Annotated in this window: 17 protein-coding genes; 7 read left to right on the top strand and 10 right to left on the bottom strand. The window is 63.1% G+C overall.

Annotation, left to right across the window (positions count from 1 at the left end; all coding sequences use genetic code 11):
* Positions 1-44: 44 nt before the first annotated feature.
* The gene (locus G9X67_RS32435) at positions 45-677 is read left to right on the top strand and encodes a hypothetical protein (protein WP_138333534.1); all 633 of its coding nucleotides are present in this window, start codon (positions 45-47) and stop codon (positions 675-677) included.
* On the opposite strand, the gene G9X67_RS32430 is transcribed toward G9X67_RS32435, so the two are convergent.
* Complete coding sequence (locus G9X67_RS32430; protein ID WP_171600599.1) at positions 662-1,324, bottom strand: sulfite oxidase-like oxidoreductase; 663 nt, start codon at positions 1,322-1,324, stop codon at positions 662-664. The two genes, G9X67_RS32435 and G9X67_RS32430, sit on opposite strands and share 16 nt — an antisense overlap.
* 191 nt (positions 1,325-1,515) lie before the next feature.
* Here G9X67_RS32430 and G9X67_RS32425 point away from each other — a divergent pair, with 191 nt between their 5' ends.
* From G9X67_RS32425 to G9X67_RS32400, 6 genes are all read left to right on the top strand, one after another.
* Positions 1,516-3,312: a sensor histidine kinase gene (locus G9X67_RS32425; RefSeq protein WP_348649133.1), complete on the top strand. Its 1,797-nt coding sequence runs from the start codon at positions 1,516-1,518 to the stop codon at positions 3,310-3,312.
* Positions 3,309-4,643, top strand: a complete 1,335-nt coding sequence (locus G9X67_RS32420) for a sigma-54 dependent transcriptional regulator (RefSeq protein WP_017961950.1) — start codon at positions 3,309-3,311, stop codon at positions 4,641-4,643. The genes G9X67_RS32425 and G9X67_RS32420 overlap by 4 nt, the downstream gene beginning before the upstream one ends.
* A gap of 229 nt (positions 4,644-4,872) precedes the next feature.
* The gene (locus G9X67_RS32415; RefSeq protein ID WP_029872004.1) at positions 4,873-5,856 is read left to right on the top strand and encodes a tripartite tricarboxylate transporter substrate-binding protein; all 984 of its coding nucleotides are present in this window, start codon (positions 4,873-4,875) and stop codon (positions 5,854-5,856) included.
* Positions 5,857-6,068: 212 nt separating this feature from the next.
* Positions 6,069-6,530 (top strand): tripartite tricarboxylate transporter TctB family protein, encoded by a 462-nt coding sequence (locus G9X67_RS32410; RefSeq protein ID WP_029872005.1) that lies wholly within the window; start codon positions 6,069-6,071, stop codon positions 6,528-6,530.
* A gap of 9 nt (positions 6,531-6,539) precedes the next feature.
* Positions 6,540-8,045: a tripartite tricarboxylate transporter permease gene (locus tag G9X67_RS32405; RefSeq protein ID WP_029872006.1), complete on the top strand. Its 1,506-nt coding sequence runs from the start codon at positions 6,540-6,542 to the stop codon at positions 8,043-8,045.
* A gap of 215 nt (positions 8,046-8,260) precedes the next feature.
* On the top strand, positions 8,261-9,430 hold the full coding sequence (locus G9X67_RS32400; RefSeq protein WP_171600597.1) for a M20 aminoacylase family protein: 1,170 nt from the start codon (positions 8,261-8,263) through the stop codon (positions 9,428-9,430).
* A 135-nt stretch (positions 9,431-9,565) separates the two neighbouring features.
* On the opposite strand, the gene G9X67_RS32395 is transcribed toward G9X67_RS32400, so the two are convergent.
* From G9X67_RS32395 to G9X67_RS32355, 9 genes are all read right to left on the bottom strand, one after another.
* On the bottom strand, positions 9,566-10,411 hold the full coding sequence (locus tag G9X67_RS32395) for a metal ABC transporter permease (protein WP_029872008.1): 846 nt from the start codon (positions 10,409-10,411) through the stop codon (positions 9,566-9,568).
* A complete protein-coding gene (gene sitC / locus G9X67_RS32390) occupies positions 10,408-11,268 on the bottom strand; it encodes an iron/manganese ABC transporter permease subunit SitC (RefSeq protein ID WP_171600596.1) in 861 nt (286 codons plus the stop codon). Before sitC ends, G9X67_RS32395 begins: the two co-directional genes overlap by 4 nt.
* On the bottom strand, positions 11,265-12,170 hold the full coding sequence (locus G9X67_RS32385) for a manganese/iron ABC transporter ATP-binding protein (protein ID WP_171600595.1): 906 nt from the start codon (positions 12,168-12,170) through the stop codon (positions 11,265-11,267). Before G9X67_RS32385 ends, sitC begins: the two co-directional genes overlap by 4 nt.
* Positions 12,167-13,099 (bottom strand): metal ABC transporter substrate-binding protein, encoded by a 933-nt coding sequence (locus G9X67_RS32380; RefSeq protein ID WP_138335022.1) that lies wholly within the window; start codon positions 13,097-13,099, stop codon positions 12,167-12,169. Before G9X67_RS32380 ends, G9X67_RS32385 begins: the two co-directional genes overlap by 4 nt.
* Positions 13,100-13,436: 337 nt before the next feature.
* Positions 13,437-15,224, bottom strand: coding sequence for an adenine deaminase (locus G9X67_RS32375; protein ID WP_171600594.1), 1,788 nt, complete (start codon positions 15,222-15,224; stop codon positions 13,437-13,439).
* Positions 15,221-16,141: a nucleoside hydrolase gene (locus tag G9X67_RS32370; protein ID WP_171600593.1), complete on the bottom strand. Its 921-nt coding sequence runs from the start codon at positions 16,139-16,141 to the stop codon at positions 15,221-15,223. Before G9X67_RS32370 ends, G9X67_RS32375 begins: the two co-directional genes overlap by 4 nt.
* A gap of 4 nt (positions 16,142-16,145) precedes the next feature.
* Positions 16,146-17,171, bottom strand: coding sequence for an ABC transporter ATP-binding protein (locus G9X67_RS32365; RefSeq protein WP_138391223.1), 1,026 nt, complete (start codon positions 17,169-17,171; stop codon positions 16,146-16,148).
* A complete protein-coding gene (locus G9X67_RS32360; protein WP_017961938.1) occupies positions 17,164-17,943 on the bottom strand; it encodes an ABC transporter permease in 780 nt (259 codons plus the stop codon). The genes G9X67_RS32365 and G9X67_RS32360 overlap by 8 nt, the downstream gene beginning before the upstream one ends.
* The gene (locus G9X67_RS32355) at positions 17,940-18,767 is read right to left on the bottom strand and encodes an ABC transporter permease (RefSeq protein ID WP_138335026.1); all 828 of its coding nucleotides are present in this window, start codon (positions 18,765-18,767) and stop codon (positions 17,940-17,942) included. The genes G9X67_RS32360 and G9X67_RS32355 overlap by 4 nt, the downstream gene beginning before the upstream one ends.
* Positions 18,768-18,816: the final 49 nt, after the last annotated feature.

The following is an 18,816-nucleotide window of genomic DNA, read 5'->3' as shown; positions in this document are numbered from 1 at the left end:
CGAAGGGCGCCGCTTTGCCGGGGCCCTGAACTTTTCGGGCGATTATGAAAAACGACAGAGCCAGACCACTGCTGCTGACGGCGTTTTCTGCCGCCGCGTTTTTTTGTGTGGTCGCCGGAAGCGCTTTTGCCCATAGCCGCGGCGACGGCGGCAGCCATGCCGGGCTGAATATCCCGCAAATCTCCCATGGCGAGATGGCTGTCATATCTGACTATCGCGGTCGGATCATCGATCTTGCATCCCGCGCCGTCGATACAAACGAGCCGTTCCGGCGCGTGCTGAACTATGCCGATATCCAGTATTCCTACTGTCTGTGGGGCCGGATGCCGGGCAGCGTGACGGATGAGGAAAGCCCGTTCAACGAATGCGCCCATGCTTATCTCGCCGCGACCAAGGCCGTCTTGCTTTCGATGCGCGAGATGCCGCGGGAGGCTGCTGCGGCGGATGAAATCATTTCTGCGGTCGACGCCGACATGGTGCGGCGCGGGCTTGCGCTGATCAGCTGCCGGTTCAGCGGCGAAGCCTTCAACACCGCCGATATCGTCAAGCCGCGCTGGAGCGGGATCCCGTTTCATGCCGCCAGCATGGCATCGCTGACGGGGCTTGCCTCCTTGTTCGGCCTTGGCGTGTTTGCGCTTCGCCGTTTCTCGCGGCCGAAAGCTCAATCGTCGGAATAGCGCTGCTCGCGCCACGGATCGCCATAGATGTGGTAACCGTTCTTTTCCCAGAAGCCGGCCTGATCGGCAGGCATCAGCTCGATGCGGCGCAGCCATTTGGCGCTTTTCCAGAAATAGAGATGCGGCACGACGAGGCGCATCGGGCCGCCATGCTCCGGCGTCAGCGGTAGGCCTTCCCAGGCGGTGGCGAGGATCGCATCCTCGGCGGCGAAATCGGCGAGCGGCAGGTTCGTGGTATAGCCGTCGTAGCTCGTCAGCATGACGTAAGCTGCTTCCGGCTTCGGCATGGCGAGGTCAAGCAGATCGCGCGTCGAAACGCCCTTCCATCTGTTGTCGTAGCGCGACCAGGTGGTGACGCAGTGGATATCGCTCACCCCCGTGCTCTGTTCGATCGCCTGGAAGTCGGCCCAGGTGAGGGTGCGCGTCGTTTCGACGAGGCCGCGCACCTCGAGCCGCCAGGTCTCGGTCGAGATGACTGGCTGCTGGCCGAGATCGAGTACAGGCCAGTTCTTGACAAGGTGCTGGCCGGGTGGCAGGCGCTCGGCTTCGGGACGGCCGATACGGCCGGTCAGGAACTTGCCCTCTGCCGCCCAGCGGCGCTTGGATGTGGTGAGTTTGCTGTCGGCGGGCGTCTGGTCGTCGCTCATGGGCGGGGCCTCCTTGCGGTGCAGCAATAGGACATCCGCTCCTGCCGAGTGTCAAGTTTCGGCGGCCCCTTGGAAATCCCTAACCACCCCTCTAAACTCGGTCCGTTGGGTATGCCTCGCTGGGGAGTGGAGGCAGAAAAGGGGAGGAGCCGGTTCTGTCTTCGAAATATCGTGCGATAGCGGCGTTGCTGGTGGTGCCGCTGATCATCTTCGCCTTCTTCACCTATGGGAGCGCGATTGCGACGCGCGCCTATATGGAGGAAGCCTCGGCGCAGGCGGGGACGGCACTGCGCCTTGCCGTTTCGGCACTCAGCGGCCATCTCAACCGCTACGAGGCGCTGCCGGCGCTAATCGCCGATCATGACGACATCAAGGAACTGGTGAGCGCGCCTGAAGATGCGGCGCTGCGCGATGCGGCCAATCTCTATCTCAAGGAGATCAATGGGCTGCTGAAATCCTCCGATATCTATGTGGTCAAGCCAGACGGAGAGACGATCGCGGCCAGCAATTACGATGGGCCTGCAAGCTTCGTCGGACAGAATTTCAGCTACAGGCCCTATTTCCAGGATGCGATCGAAGGCCGGCAGGCACGGTTTTACGCGCTCGGCACCACCTCGCTGAAGCGCGGCTATTATTTTGCCGCACCGATCCGAACCGGCGCGGATATTCGTGGCGTCATCGTCTTCAAGGTCGATATCGACATGATCGAATCCTCCTGGGGCGGCGGCGAATACAAGATTTTCGTCTCCGATCCGGAGGGCATCATCTTCATGTCCGGCAGCCCGGAATGGCTCTACGGCGCGATCCTGCCGCTGACGGCCGACCGCGTCGCCCGCACCGAGGCGTCGCGGCGTTATGCCAATGCCAGGCTGGCGGCGCTGCCGGTGAGGCGTCACCACTTCGAGCAGCATGAGCTGATGACGCTGGCCGGCGAGCGCGGCTCGAGCGAGTATCTGGTGCTCTCGCATTACATGCCGGCCGAGGACTGGACGGTGAACGTGCTGATGGAGACGAGTTCCATCCGTGCCCAGGCACGCACGGCGCTTGCGGCAGTCTTTCTCTTCCTCTGCATCGCCGGGCTCGCGGTCGCGGTCCTGCGCCAGAGGCGGGCGCGGCTTGCCGAGCGCATGCAGATGCAAGCCGAAGCCCGCAACGAACTGGAGCGGCGCGTCGAAGAGCGCACAGCCGATCTTGCCCGCGTCAACAGCCGCATCGAAGAAGAAATCGCCGAACGGCGGCTGACCGAGCACCAGCTCCGACAGACGCAGGCCGATCTGATCCAGGCGGGCAAGCTTGCCGGGCTGGGACAGATGTCGGCTGCCCTTTCGCACGAGTTCAACCAGCCGCTCGCCGCCGCCAAGACCTATACAGACAGCGCCTCCGTTCTCATCGACCGTGGGCGGACGGAGGAGGCGCGGGACAATATCCGGCGTATCGGCGGGCTGATCGACCGTATGGCTGCGATCAGCCGGCACCTGCGCAACTTCGCCCGCAAGCCGAACGAGAAGCTTGGTCCCGTTTCCCTCGACGAGGCGATGCGCGATACGCTCGAGATCATCGCCTGGCGGCTGAAGGCGGCGGATGCCGAGCTGTTGCTCGCTCTCGGGCCGCGTCCGCCGGTGGTGCGCGCCGGTTCAGTGCGTCTCCAGCAGGTGCTGGTGAACGTGATCTCGAATGCGGCCGATGCGGTGGAAGGGCTGGATGATCGGCGCATCGAGGTTTCGGCCTTCGAGGAGGCCGGCAAGGTGGTGCTGACTGTCCGGGACCATGGGCCGGGTGTGCCGGCGGCGATCGCCGAGCGTATCTTCGATCCCTTCTTCACGACGAAGGGCGTCGGCAAGGGGCTCGGCCTCGGGCTTTCGATCTCCTATAACATCATCAAGGATTTCGGCGGCAGCCTTACAGCTGCCAATCATCCCGAAGGGGGCGCGGTGTTCCGCATCGAGCTGCGATCGGCGGCAGGGCTGATGCCGGAGGCAGCGGAATGAACGATGCGAAGATCCTGTTGGTTGACGACGAGGAGGAACTGCGCCGCTCCACGGCGCAGGCGCTGGAGCTCTCCGGCTTCAGTGTCGAGACCTATTCGAACGGCGACCACGTGCTGGAGCTGATCGGCTACAGCTTTCCCGGCGTCGTCGTCAGCGATATCCGCATGCCGGGCATGGACGGCATGACGCTGATGCAAAAGATTCGCGAGCTCGACCCGGAGGTACCAGTCATTCTCGTCACCGGCCACGGCGACGTTCAGCTTGCGGTGAAGGCGATGCGCGAAGGGGCCTATGATTTCATCGAGAAGCCGTTCACGCCGGAGATGCTTGCCGGCGTCATCCGCCGGGCGATGGAGCGGCGCGGCCTCGTGCTCGAAAACCGGCTGCTCAAGGCGGTTGCCGGCAAGCGCGACGATATCGAGGCGCGGCTGCCGGGGCGGACGCAGGTGATGGTGGATCTGCGCTACCGCATCCGGGCGATTGGGGCGAGCGATGCCGATACGCTGATCGTCGGAGAAACCGGTGCCGGCAAGGAGGTGGTGGCGCGGGCGCTCCACGACATCAGCGCCCGGGCGAGCCGGCCGTTCATCGCGATCAATTGTGCCGCATTGCCGGCGAACCTGATCGAGAGCGAGCTTTTCGGCCATGAGGTGGGGGCCTTTCCGGGCGCGGTGAGGCCGCGTTACGGAAAATTCGAACATGGGCGCGGCGGCACGATCCTGCTCGACGAGATCGGCTCCATGCCCTTCGACCTGCAGGCGAAGTTCCTGCGGGTGCTGCAGGAGCGGGTGATCTCCAGGCTCGGTTCGAACGAGGTCGTGGCGCTCGACGTGCGCTTCATCGCGACAAGCAAGGTCGATCTGGAGGCAGAGGTGGCGGCGGGGCGCTTTCGCGCCGACCTCTTCTATCGGCTGAACGTCGCGACGCTGCACGTGCCGTCTTTGTCGCAGCGGCGGGCGGATGTTCCGCTGCTTTTCCTGCAGCTGGTGCGGGAAGCGGCGGCCCGCTACGGCCGCGACGAGATGGCCGTGCCGCCAGATGTGATTTCCGACATTGCTCAGCGCGACTGGCCAGGCAATGTGCGTGAGCTGAGGAATGCCGCCGACCGTCTGGTCCTCGGTCTTGACAATGGCGGGCGGCAAGCCGAGGAGGCGACCGGGCTTGCGGAGCGTGTCGCCGAATTCGAACGCGGGGTCATTGCCAGCGCGCTGGTGGCGCATGGCGGCAGCCTCAGGCCGGTCTATGAGTCGCTCGGCATTTCCCGGAAGACTCTCTACGAAAAGATGCAGAAATACGGTCTCGACAAGCGGATGCTGACCACCGAAAGCTAGCTCGGAGCTGGGGCGGTGCTGCAATCTCGCGGTGCGATGGGTGGATTTCCACCCACCGCCAGAGCCGTTTGTTTCCAAATCGACCCATGCTGCATCGCACTGTCATAAAATCGTCTTTCGAAAGCGCATGCAATGATTGCGGGTCGATTTTTCCAGGCGGCAAATATGCTATCCGAACCGGCGCGGAGGATGTGTCGGCGGGCTTGCTTATTTCATCAGGGAGGAAACGATGAAAATTCTGAAGGCCATGCTCGGCCTGACCGCGGCTGCCGCGGTCTCTCTTCTCGCCGGCGCCGCTTCGGCGCAGACCTATCCCGAGCGCACCATCACCATGGTCGTGCCCTTTGCGGCCGGCGGCCCGACGGATACCGTCGCGCGCCTGGTCGCCGAATCCATGTCGAAGGATCTCGGCCAGCAGATCGTCGTCGAAAATGTCGGCGGCGCCGGCGGCACGCTCGGCGCTGGCCGCGTGGCGAATGCCGATCCCGACGGTTACACCATCCTGCTGCACCATATCGGCATGGCGACCAGCGCCACGCTCTACCGCAAGCTCGCCTATGACACGCTTGGCGCCTTCGACTATGTCGGCCTCGTCACCGAGGTGCCGATGACGATTGTCGCCCGCAAGGACATGGAGCCGGCCGACCTCAAGGGGCTGATCGATTATATCAAGGCCAACAAGGACAAGGTGACGGTCGCCAATGCCGGCATCGGTGCGGCTTCGCATCTCTGCGGCATGATGTTCATGAGCGCCATCCAGACGCCGCTCACAACCGTTCCCTACAAGGGCACCGGCCCTGCCATGACCGATCTGCTCGGCGGTCAGGTCGACGTCATGTGCGACCAGACGACCAACACGACGAAGCAGATCCAGGGCGGCACGATCAAGGCCTATGCCGTGACCTCGCCCAAACGGCTTGACGTGATGAAGGACATTCCGACGGCCGTCGAAGCCGGTCTGCCGGGTTTTGAAGTCGGCATCTGGCACGGCATCTATACGCCGAAGGGCACGCCGGCTGAGATCAACGAACGCCTGTCGAAGTCGCTGCAGGTGGCGCTGAAGGATGCGAATGTCGGCGCCCGCTTCGCCGAGCTCGGCACGGCGCCATCCTCCGACGCCGATGCGACGCCGGCTGCGCTGAAGGCCAAGCTCGAAAGCGAGATTGCCCGCTGGAAAACGGTGATCGAGGCCGCTGGCGAATATGCCGACTGAGGATTATCCTCGTAAGGACATGCCGGATAAGCCCCTCACCCTAACCCTCTCCCCGCTTGCGGGGAGAGGGGACTTGCGTCACTCGACGGCGGCAAGGGGCGAAGGGCTTGCAGCACTTTCCCTTCTCCCCGCATGCGGGGAGAAGGTGCCGGCAGGCGGATGAGGGCAATCGCAGCAGCAGTGCGTCACGAACCATCTCCCCAGGAGACACCATGAAATCCATCAGTTTCGATACCACCAATGCGATTTGCGGCGCGCTTTTCGTCGCGACCGGCGCTTTTTTCGCCATCCAGTCGCTGGGGCTCGACCTCGGCACGACGGTGCGCATGGGGCCTGGTTATTTCCCGCTGGTGCTTGCCGGTGTGCTCGTGCTTCTCGGCGCGATCATCTTCATTCAGGCGCTGCGGGTCGAGGGCGAGCCGATCGACCCGTTTGCCTGGCGCGGCATGCTCTTCATCCTGCCGGCGCCGGTGTTCTTCGGGCTGACGGTGCGCGGGCTCGGCTTCGCGCCGTCACTGTTCCTCACCGCCTTCATCGCCTGCTTCGCATCGCAAAAGATGAACGTATTCCTCGCGATCGTGCTGTCGTTGCTGCTGACCATCTTTTCGGTCGGGGTCTTCAGCTACGGGCTCGGGCTGCCGTTCGAGCGCTTCGGCCCCTGGGTCCGGTTCTAGGAGACGATGATGGATCTTTTCAGCAATCTCGCGCTCGGTTTTGCAACAGCCGGCACTCCGGAAAACCTGCTCTTCTGCTTGATCGGCGTGCTGCTCGGCACGCTGATCGGCGTGCTGCCAGGCATCGGCGCCACGGCGACGATCGCCATGCTCTTGCCGATCACCTTCCAGCTTGAGCCGGTTTCCTCGCTGATCATGCTCGCCGGCATCTATTACGGCGCGCAGTACGGCGGCTCGACGACGGCGATCCTGATCAACATGCCGGGCGAATCCTCCTCGGCCGTGACCGCGATCGACGGCTACCAGATGGCCCGCAAGGGCCGGGCCGGCGCAGCGCTTGCGATCGCGGCGCTCGGCTCGTTTTTTGCCGGCACGGTCTCGACCTTTCTCGTCGCGATCTTCGCACCGCCGCTGACCGCAATCGCGCTGCAGTTCGGCTCGGCGGAATATTTCTCGCTGATGATCGTCGGCCTCGTCTCCTCGATCGCGCTCGCGCATGGCTCGATCGTCAAGGCGCTGGCCATGGTGGCGCTTGGGCTGCTGCTCGGCCTCGTCGGCACCGACATCTACACCGGCACGCCACGCTTCACGCTCGGCATCCGTGAATATGCGGACGGGCTGAACTTCGTGGCGCTTGCCGTCGGTGTGTTCGGGGTGGCGGAAATCCTGCGCAACCTCGAGGGCGAGTCGACACGCACGGTGCTGATGGCCAAGGTCACCGGCCTTTTGCCGTCCCGCCAGGAATTCAAGGAGATGATTGCGCCGGTCATTCGCGGTACGGCGATCGGCTCGGCGCTCGGCATCCTGCCGGGTGGTGGTGCCATTCTCGCGGCCTTTGCCTCCTATACGGTGGAAAAACGGATGTCGAAAACGCCGGAGGAATTCGGCAAAGGCGCGGTCGCCGGCGTTGCGGGACCGGAATCGGCAAACAATGCCGGCGCGCAGACTTCGTTCATTCCGCTCTTGACGCTCGGCATTCCGGCCAATCCGGTCATGGCGCTGATGGTCGGGGCGATGATCATCCAGGGCATCGTACCCGGTCCGAACGTTGCCACCGAGCAGCCGGCGCTGTTCTGGGGTATCATCGCCTCGATGTGGATCGGCAACCTGATGCTGGTCATCCTTAACCTGCCGCTGATCGGGCTCTGGGTGAAGCTCTTGACCGTGCCTTACTACGTGCTCTTCCCCATCATCATGGCCTTCTGCTCGATCGGGGTCTACAGCGTCAACGCCAACGTCTACGATCTCTACGCCGTCGCCTTCTTCGGGCTCATCGGCTATGTGCTGGCGAAGCTTCGCTGTGAGCCGGCGCCACTTCTGCTCGGCTTCGTGCTCGGGCCATTGCTCGAAGAAAACCTCCGGCGCGCCATGATCCTGTCGCGCGGCGATCCGACCACCTTCGTTACGCGGCCGATCAGCGCCATTCTTCTGGCCATTGCGGTCGCCGTCCTCATTGTCGTTTTCCTGCCGAGCGTCAAGAAGAAGCGTGAGGAGGTGTTCGTCGAGGAGGGCTAGAGCATGATGCCGAAAAGTGTAAGCGGTTTTCGGACGACATCATGCTCTAACTATATAATGTAGAATAGGATTCAGATTTTAGGCCCGGCCTGAAATCATCCTGTTCGGGGGTTGAACTTACTGCCTGGTTGATGAACAAGAGATAATCTGACGCGGGCGCCGGTTGGGCGCCCGTTTCGCTTGACAGGATCTCCAGGCCCCAGGAGCATTGCGCGATGAGCATTCCCGCCCGGATCAAGGAGGATCTGCCGTTTCTGACCTCCCTGCGCCGCGACCTGCACGCCCATCCCGAACTCGGTTTCGAGGAGGAGCGTACCGCCGGCATCGTCGCGAGGCTTCTTGAAGAAGCTGGCATCACGGTGCATCGCGACCTCGGCGCCACCGGCGTGGTCGGCACGCTGCAGCTCGGCAACGGCACACGCAGGATCGGGCTGCGCGCCGACATGGATGCGCTCGCCATGCCTGAAATGGCGGAGCGGCCCCATAAATCGACCGTGCCCGGAAAGATGCATGCCTGCGGCCATGACGGTCATACGGCGATGCTGCTTGGCGCCGCGCGGCATCTTGCGGCAACGCAGGATTTTTCCGGCACGGTGCATTTCATCTTCCAGCCGGCCGAAGAAGGGCGAGGCGGAGCAAGGCGCATGGTCGAGGAGGGGCTGTTCACGCTTTTCCCCTGCGATGCCGTTTATGGGCTGCATAACATGCCTGGGCTTGCGGTCGATGAGATCGCCGTGGTCGAGGGGCCGCAGCTTGCCTCCTCCGACAGCTGGCGCATGACCTTCCGTGGGACCGGCACGCACGGTGCCAAGCCGCATCTCGGCCGCGATCCGATCACGGCGGCCGGGACCTTCCTGTCATCGCTGCAGACGATCGTCGGACGGGTGGTCGATCCGCTGCAACCGGCCGTCGTCAGCGCCTGTTTCCTACAGGCGGGCGACTCGAAGGCTCTGAACGTCATTCCTGATATCGTCGAGATCGGTGGGACGGCGCGGGCCTATTCGCCCGATGTGCGCGACCAGTTGGAGACCGAGATCGGACGATTGGCGCATGGCACTGCGGCCATGTACGGCATTGCTGTGGACTATGCATTCGAGCGGCGGATTCCGCCTGTCATCAATGACGCGGATGCGACCGCACGGGCGCTGGCAGCCGCCGGCTCGGTCTTCGGCGGGAAGGTGCAGACAAGCTTTCCGCCGTCGACGGCAGGCGACGATTTCGCCTTCTTCGCCCAGAACGCGCCGGGCTGCTATGTCTGGCTCGGCAACGGTCCGGCGGTGGACGGGGCGCTGCATCACAACACGGCCTATGATTTCAACGATGAAGCGCTTGGATATGGGGCGGCCTATTGGGTGGCGCTGGTCGAGCGGGAGTTGAAGGTTTGATTATCTGCTGCCTAATTGCCTGAATCGGAATCGATTTTAGGAATTAGGCGGCAATTCAAAAGCGACCGTTACGCGCCTCTCTGCATTCTGCGTTGGCAACAATTGCCCTCCGTACAGCGACTTCGTCAATGTCCATCAGTCCATCGGCGATTCCTCAACCCTTGCTGTCCCGCGCGTGGCATGGATGAAGGCGAACACGAAGCCGATCGCCAGCACAAGCACAATGGTCGGCGCCGGCGCGCTGTCGATGAAGAAGGACAGGTAGACACCGACAAAGGAACCGATCACGGCAATGGCGACGGAGAGGAGCAGCATCGTGCTGAACTTGCGGGTGAGCAGGAAGGCGATGGCTCCCGGCGCAATCAGCATGGCGATCGAAAGGATGATGCCGACCGCCTGCAAGGCGCCGACGATCGTCAGCGAGATGAGGGCGAGAAGGCCGTAATGCAGCAGGTTGATCCTGAGGCCCACCGCTCTCGCCTGGGCGGGGTCGAAGGCGTGCAGCAGGAAGTCCTTCCATTTCACACCAAGAATGACAGCTGTGATCGCAGCGATGACGGCCGACTGCCCGATGTCGCGCCAGGAGACGCCGAGCATGTCGCCGAACAGGATGTGGTCGAGGTGCACGTCGGACTGGATCTTGACATAAAGGACCAGGCCGAGCCCGAACATGCCGGAGAAAACGATGCCCATCACCGTATCCTGTTTGATACGGCTGTTATCTTTCAGGAAACCGGTGGCGATAGCGCAAAACATGCCGGCCACGAAGGCGCCGATCGCGAAGGGTATGCCGACGATATAGGCGATAACCACGCCGGGGAAGACGGCGTGGCTGATGGCGTCTCCCATCAGAGACCAGCCTTTTAGAACCAGGAAACAGGACAACAGCGCCATCGGGATTGCGACCAGCACCGAGATCACCAGCGCATTGACCATGAAGCCGAACTGGAAAGGCGAAAGAAGCGTCTCGACCATGTTCACGGCGCTACCTCCAGCGCCTGCGCGGCGCGTCTGCGCGCCGCCAGCATGCCGTGTTTGGGTGCGAAGAGGAACGCGATCAGGAAGATTGCCGTCTGCAGTACGACAATGATGCCGCCTGTCGCGCCATCGAGGAAGTAACTCGCATAAGCGCCGACGAAACTGGTCATCGATCCGATGATGACTGCGATCACAAGCAGCCGCGGGAAGCGGTCGGTCAGCAGATAGGCGGTCGCGCCGGGCGTCACCACCATGCAGATGACGAGGAATGCACCGACTGTCTGCAACGCCGCGACGGTGGAGGCAGACAGCAACGTGAAGAAAATGACCTTGAGAGCGGTCGGATTGAGACCGATCGATCGGGCATGGCTCTCGTCGAAGAAAGTGACCATCAGGTCCTTCCATTTGACGAGCAGGACAGCGAGCGACACGAAGCCGATGATGGCGAGTTGCAGCGTATCCTCGGGCGTGATGGCGAGAATGTTGCCGAGCACGATCGTCTGGATGTTGACCGCCATAGGCTGGAGCGAAACCATGAACAGGCCCAGCCCGAAGAAAGAGGAGAAGATCAGGCCGATGATGGCATCTTCCTTCAGTTTGGTGCGCTGGTTGAGGAAAAGCATCGCTGCGGCAGCGAGCCCTCCGGAAAAGAAGGCTCCGATCGAAAAGGGAAGTCCGAGCATATAGGCGCCGGCGACGCCGGGAACGATCGCGTGCGAGAGCGCGTCGCCGATCAGCGACCAGCCTTTCAGCATCAGATAACAGGAGAGGAAAGCGCAGACGCCGCCGACAAGGGCGGACACCCACATGGCATTGAGCATGTATTCATAGGTGAAGGGCTGCAGGAGGTCGGCTATCATTCCCGACCCCCATTGCCACTATCGGACCTTCGGGCGGTCGCTTTTCCACCCTGCAGGATCAGGGGGCGCTCATCATCGGTTATGACGCCGATCGACGTTGGCCTGCCGTTCTGCGCTTCGCTGAACACGAAATGACGCAGCACGCCGCCAAAGGTCTTTTCCAGATTTTCCTGCGTAAAAGTCTCGACGGTCGGGCCGTAGGCGAGCACCGTGCCCTTGATCAGGATGGTCCGGTCGCAGAATTCCGGCACGGAGCCGAGATTGTGGGTGGAGACCAGCATGACGCGGCCTTCATCCCGCAGTTCGCGCAGGAGCTTGGTGATCTGGTCCTCGGTCTTTACGTCGACACCGGTAAAGGGTTCATCGAGCAGAATGACCCGGCCGTCCTGTGCCAGGGCTCGCGCCAAAAAGACCCGCTTCCGCTGACCGCCGGAGAGCTCGCCGATCTGGCGCTTGCGGAACTCGCTCATGGCGACGCGGGCGAGCGCGGAGGCCACTGCCTCGTGGTCTGCGGCCTTCGGGATGCGCATCATGCCCATGTGGCCGTAGCGTCCCATCATCACGACATCCTCGACCAGCACCGGGAAGTTCCAGTCGACTTCTTCCGATTGCGGCACATAGGCGACGAGGTTCTTGCGCAGCGCCTCTTCGACCGGCATGCCAAGTACGCGAATGTGGCCCCTGGCGAGACGCACGAAACCCATGATCGACTTGAAGAGCGTGGACTTGCCGGAACCGTTGACACCGACCAGCGCGGCGATCGTGCCCGTGGGGATCTGGAAACTCGCGTCCCTCAGGGCCGTATGTCCGTTGCGGTAAGTGACGGTCGCATCCTTTACCGTGATCCCCGATCCCGCATCCGAGGATGCAGGACGGACAAGATTGCCAACCAGCACGGTCATTGCGACAACCCATCGGCAAGACCCTTCGCGACCGTATCGGAGGTCACGCGCAGAAGATCGATATAGGTTGGCACCGGGCCGTCGGCTTCGCTCAGCGAGTCGACATAAAGCACGCCGCCATAATGCGCACCGGTTTCGCGCGCCACCTGCCGGGCCGGTTTATCGGAAACAGTGCTTTCGCTGAAGACGGTTGGAATCTGGTGTTCCTCGACCGCATCGATCACCTTGCGGACCTGCTGGGGCGTGCCCTGCTGGTCGGCGTTGATTGGCCAGAGATAGAGTTCCTTCAGCCCGAAATCGCGTGCGAGATAGGAAAAGGCGCCCTCGCTTGAAACCAGCCAGCGCTTGTCCTCGGGAATTTTTTCGAGGGTGGCACGGATCGGAGTGATCGTCGCTTCGATCTTCTGCTTGTAGGCCTCGGCGTTAGCCTTGTAGGTCTCCGCATTCGCCGGATCATACTTTGCGAAAGCATCCCGGATATTGTCGACGTAGATCAGGGCGTTCTTCGGCGACATCCAGGCGTGGGGATTGGGCTTGCCTTCGTAAGGGCCTTCCGAGATGCCCATCGGTTCGATGCCATCGGAGACGACCGCACCGGGGACGTCGTGCAGGTTCTGGAAGAACTTTTCGAACCAGCGCTCCAGATTGAGGCCGTTCCAGAGAATGAGCTGTGCACCTTGTGCTCGCTGTATGTCACCCGGCGTCGGCGCATAGTTGTGGATCTCTGCGCCCGGCTTGGTGATCGATTCCACGATCGCGGCATCACCGGCCACGTTTTTTGCCATGTCGGCAATCACCGTGAAGGTCGTCACCACCTTGAACTTCGAATTGGTTGTCTGTTGGGCAGCGGCGGGAAAGGCAACCAGCACGGCTGCGAATGCCACCCCTATCATTCCGGCCAAAACCGACCGTCTTTCCCCATAGAGCATATATTTCTCCTCTTGCTGCTATTGCGACCGAATTGCAAAAGCCGCGGAGAGTCGAACAAGTTGCGCTTCGGAATGATTTGCAAAAAATGCTTGACGACCCTTGTTTCGACTATTGTGCAATTAAGAATGAATTGCAACAATGATCCGAACCGGAGGCCGAAAAAGATGACAGCAGGCCCCGACGGGCTGGCTGCGGTCAACCTCATCGAACAACGCATACCGGGATTTGCCGTAACGGCGCATGGTTCGATCGGTTAGGCGTTTGAGGGGCACACGGCACCCCTCGTTTGAGGGGCACACGGCACCCCTCATGACGGAACTTGCGCGCCCTCGGCCTTTACAAGACCTTCAGCACGGGGTTTTCCAGCACCTTGCCCGTTACCACATCGGCAATCCCCTGATCGGTCTGATGCGGGCCGACATTGCAGGCGAGCGTGGCGCCGAAGCAGGCCTTGAAGACCAGATAGGGCGGCTTCCACGTGACGATCTTTTCCATCGCCTTGCGGATGCCGGCGAAGGCCAGCGCCGTGTCCTTCAGCGAGGCATCGGTCACTAGGCCTGAGAGCGGCAGCGGCAGCATCGCCTCGATCCTGCCGTCCTTGGCGACCGCCATGCCGCCGCCGGCTGATATGACGGCGTTGGCGGCGAGCGCCATGTCGCCGGCATTGCCGCCGAAGACGGTGAGGTTGTGGCTGTCATGCGAAACGGTGGTACAGAAAGCGCCGCGCCATTCACCCCAGCCGGTGAGGAAACCGATGCGCGGGATGCCGTCGGTCTTGCCGTGGCGATGGGCGACCGAAATCATGGCGCTGCCGGCCGGCGGCACGACGAAACCATCCCTGACCTCGGTTTCGGCCTCGCCCCATTGCGTGAAGCGCGGGCGGTCGATGGTGGCGACGCGGACGCGCGCGCCCTTCGCCGGAATGCGAAAATCATTCTCGGTCAGCGGCGGCAGCTTCACCGAATTGACAAGCGGCGCCGTATCGATCTGCTGGACGGCAACCTGCATGCCGCCGTTGCGGGCAACGATGCGGCCGCCTGATATGACGAGCCGCGCCCGGAACTCCGCGAGGTCTTCGAAGAGCACGATGTCGGCGCGGCGGCCGGCGGCGACGAGGCCGAGATCGGAGCGCTTCAGACGTTGTGCGGCGTTGAAGGTCGCGGCACGGATGGCCCATTCCGGCTTCATGCCGTAGCGCACCAGGCGCCTGATGACGTCGTCGAGGCCGCCACCTTCCTGCAGTTCGTCAGGAAAGACGTCGTCGGTGCAGAGCGTGATGGTCGGGGGCAGGTGGCCGAGACCGTTCAGTACCTCGACGAACTCCTGCAGCAGATGGTCGTGAGAGCCGCGCAGCTCGATCGTCAGGCCGGCGGAAAGCTTGGCGAGGAGATCGGCGCCGGAGGTAAGTTCGTGGTCGGAGGTGATGCCCGCCGCCATGAAGGCGTTGAGATCGGCGCCTTCGAGGCCGCGGGCATGGCCGCAGACGAGCTTGCCGGCGGCGAGGCCGGCATTGACGATAGCAGTCATGCGCGGATCGCTGTCGATGACGCCGCGCATGTTCATCACTTCGGCGACGCCGCCGATGGCGGAGGAGTGCAGCATCTCGGCGACGACCGCAGCATCGAAATCGGCGCCGGCAAGTTCCAGGCCCGGCGCGGAGGGCACGCAGGAGGGCGCGAGAAGGATCATACGCAGCGGCAGGCTGCGCGCCGCCTCGATCGCCCAGCGCACGCCGTCGAGCCCGTGGACATTGCCGAATTCATGCGGATCCCACACGATCGTGGTGACGCCGCGTGGCAAGACGGCGCTCGCATATTCGGCCGGTGTCACCATCGAACTTTCGATATGCATGTGCGTGTCGATCAGGCCGGGCGTCAGGATACTGCCCGCCGCATCGATGATCTCGATGGCATCCGTGCGGCTTGCCGGGGCATGAACGCTTGATATCAGCGCGCCGACGAGGCCGATATCGGCTTGCCGGGTCAGGCCCGTCACCGCATCGAGCAGCCGGCCGCCGGTGATCAGCATGTCGAAGGGGGCATCGCCGCGCGCAGCGGTGACGGCGCGGGCCCGCAAGGCGGGATCGTTGAGATCGGCGGGTTCTTGGCGAGCGGTGACGTTCATTTGCGGGCCTCGTTGACCAGGGCAGCGAGAATGATGACACGCGCCATGTCGGCATCGATGTCGGCGGCGAATTGCGCATTGAAGGTCGCATGCGTGGCGCGGGTCTCGACGACGGTGCGGCCGCGGGTCAAGGCGCCCTGCAGCTCGACGTCGATACGGGCGGGGCGGAAGCTGACAATATCCGGAGCGACGAAGGCGACGGCGGCGGAAGGATCGTAAATTGCCATGGCCGGGCGGCCACGGCTGGTGCCGATGCGGATATAACCCGAAAACATATCGGCGATGAGTTCGGCATTGGCGCCGCCGGCATTGCGCACCGGCTCGGCGTCTTCGGGCCTGGCCAGCACCTTGCGGCAGAGGTCGAGATCGACCATGCGCAGCGGCAGGCCATGGGCGATGACGATCGAGAGGGCCTCGGGATCGGCGAGCGCGTTGAACTCGGCGGAGGCCGTATGGTTGCCGCTGGTGACGCCGCCGCCCATCCAGACGAGTTCGCTGATGCGGGCAGCAAGATCGGGCCGGGCAAGCGCCACGGCGGCGATGTTGGTGAGCGGGCCAAGCGCCAGGATGCGGTGCTGGCCTTTGCGCTCCAGCCAGCGGCAGAGTGCTGCGAAGGCATCGCTTTCGGCAAGGGCCGCCGGCTGCGGCAGGCTCCTGCCGATAGTGGGGATGCCGGTTTCGCCGAGGATCGCTTGAGCGGTTTCCAGCTTGCCGAGCACGGGCATGGCGCGGCCGGTGTGGATGGGGAATGTCCAGCCGAAGGCGCCGGCGGCGCCGGCGGCGTTTATCCTCACCTGCGGCAGCGGCGTATTGCCGAAGACCAGTGATATTCCGTCGATCTCGAATTCCGACTGTCCCACCACCAGAATGGCGGCGATGTCGTCGAAGCCCATGTCCGTGTCGATCCAGACGCCCATGATTTCACCCGAACCGTTTGAGGCTTGCCGCGCCGGCAACCGGCAGATCGAAGGTAAGCGGGCTGCCGATCTCGTGCGGCGGCAGGCCTGCATCGATCTCGGCCTTGATCGGGCCGAGCGGAGTGTCGAGCAGGTATTCGCGGGTGTTGCCGGCGAAAGACGTGCCGCACACGGTGCCCTGGAAAGCACCGGAGCCAAGCTTCACCATGCGCGGACGCCAGGCGAGGCCGGCTGCGGCTTCCGGCGCCGGGCCGGAAAGTCCGACCGGCCCATTCGGCGTCACAAGCTTTCCATCCTTCAGCGCGAAGACATTCTCGAAGCCGACGAAATCGGCGACGAAGGCCGAGGCCGGATTGTTGTAGATCTCCTCCGGCGTGCCGATCTGTTCGATGCCACCGTTCAGCATCACGACGATGCGGTCGGCGAGTGCCAAGGCTTCCACCTGGTCGTGGGTGACGAAGATCATGGTGACGCCGGTCTCCTTCTGCACGCGTTGCAATTCGGCGCGCATTTCAAGGCGAAGGCGGGCATCGAGATTGGAGAGCGGTTCGTCGAGCAACAGCACCTTCGGCTCCATCACCATCGAACGGGCGAGCGCCACCCGCTGCTGCTGGCCGCCGGAGAGTTCGGCGGGCTTGCGGCCGCTAAAAGCCGACAGGCCGACCGATTTCAGGCCGGCGCCGACGCGGGCGTCGAGATCCGCACCTGAGATACGCTTGAGACGCAGGCCGAAGGCGACGTTCTCATAGACCGTCAGATGCGGGAAGAGGGCATAGGACTGGAAGACGAGGCCAACGGCGCGTTTGTTGGCAGAGACGCGGGTGATATCGGCGCCGTCGAGGCGGATGCGGCCAGCGGTGGGCGTCAGCAGGCCGGCGATGGCGCGCATCGTCGTCGTCTTGCCGCAGCCGGAGGGGCCGAGAAGTGCCACCAGCTCACCTTTGCCGATCGCCAGGTCGAGGTCCTGCACCGCGACCGTGTCGCCATAGGCAAGGGTCAGCTTGTCGAGTTGAAGATAGGCATCAGACATAGCGCGAGAATCCCAGGAAGCGTTCGGCGAGAAAGACGATGCCGATCGAGAGAAAGGCGAGAAGGGCGGAGAGCGCCGCGATGGAAGGATCGTAGGTGGTTTCCATGTAACCCAGCATGTCGATCGGCAGCGTGCGAACGCCGGGACCGGACAGGAAGAGCGAGACGGGCACCTGATTGAAGCTGGTGACGAAGCCGAGGATGAAGGCGGCAAGGATGCCGCCGCGGATATTCGGCATCACCACGCGGAAGAAGGCGCCGAGCCGCGAGGAACCGAGTAGGACGGCAGCCTCCTCAATGTCCGAGCGCAGATTGTCGAGGCTCGCCGAGACGACACGCACGGCATAGGGCAGCACCAGCGCCGTATGGGCGAAGAAGAGCGCGAGCGTGATGTTGAAGCCGAAGGGCACGACGAGATAACGCAGCAGCGCCAGGCCGACGATGATGCCGGGCACGATGATCGGCAGCGACACGATGGTGCGGACGGTCTCGGCCGCGGGCAGCTTGTAGCGGGAGAGGGCGTAGGCGGCCGGGATGCCGAGGAGGAGGGCTGCGAGCGTTCCGAAGACAGCGAGGAACATCGACATGGCGAAGCTGTCGCGGAAACTCTCGATGGTGAACACCTTCATCACCCAACGCAGCGACAGGCCCTGCGGCGGGAAGGCCAGCGTATCTCCTGATGATAGCGAAGCGGCGATGATGATCAGGAACGGGCCGATCAGGAAGACCAGCAGCAGGAAAAGCACGAGGGGCGAAAACAGGCGCAGCGTCATCGGCGGTTCCTCGCCGTCGCAAGGCGTTTCAGCAGGATGTTGGCGGCAAAGCTCATGACGATCAGGATGAAGGCGATGACGCTTGCCGAAACGAAATCATTGGCGACGGAAACCTGCTGGTACATCAGCGTTTCCAGCATCAGCACCTTGGAGCCGCCAAGCACGGCGGGGGTGATATAGGCGGTCAGCGATCCGGTGAAGACAAGCGTGCCGCCGACGACGAGGCCTTCCCTGGTGAGCGGCAGGATGACTTTCCAGAAGACCTGGAACCAGTTGGCGCCGAGCACACGAGCAGCCGGAATCGCATCCTTCGGCATGTTTTCGAGCGCGCTGATCAGCGACAGGATCATCAGCGGCAGGAAGAGCTGCAGGAGGCCGATGAAGACGGCGGTCTCGGTGAACAGCAGCCGCAGCGGCTCGGCGCTGAGACCCAGGCCTGTTATCGCCTGGTTGACGATGCCGGTGCGGCCGAGAATGACGATCCAGGCATAGGTGCGCGCCACCGGAGAGATCATCAGCGGCAGGGTCACGAGGCCGATCATCCGGCCTTTGCCCTTCGCCGGCAGGTTGACGATGGCAAAGGCTGCGGCATAACCGATGACCGCGGAAACGGCGGTGACTTCGAGGCCGAGCCGGAACGTGCGCAGGAAAACGGTGCGGTTCAACGTCCCGGAGAAGAAATCGGCATAGGCCGACAGGCTCCAGGCGCTGCCGGCGCGGAAGCCCTCCGACAAGAGGATCGCAACGGGCAACAGAAAGACCACGGTCGCAAAGATGGCTGCCGGCAAGGCAAGCGCCAGGGCTTCTGCGCGGTTCTGGAACATGAGGCGCCTTTCGAGCGGACAAGAGGGAGGCCCCGGCAGAGGCGCCGGG

The sequence above is a fragment of the Rhizobium sp. WYCCWR 11152 genome (assembly GCF_013087615.1).
Taxonomy (GTDB): domain Bacteria; phylum Pseudomonadota; class Alphaproteobacteria; order Rhizobiales; family Rhizobiaceae; genus Rhizobium; species Rhizobium indicum.
The sequence above is the reverse complement of the archived record's forward strand: the minus strand, read 5'-3'. Positions and strand labels throughout refer to the sequence as shown.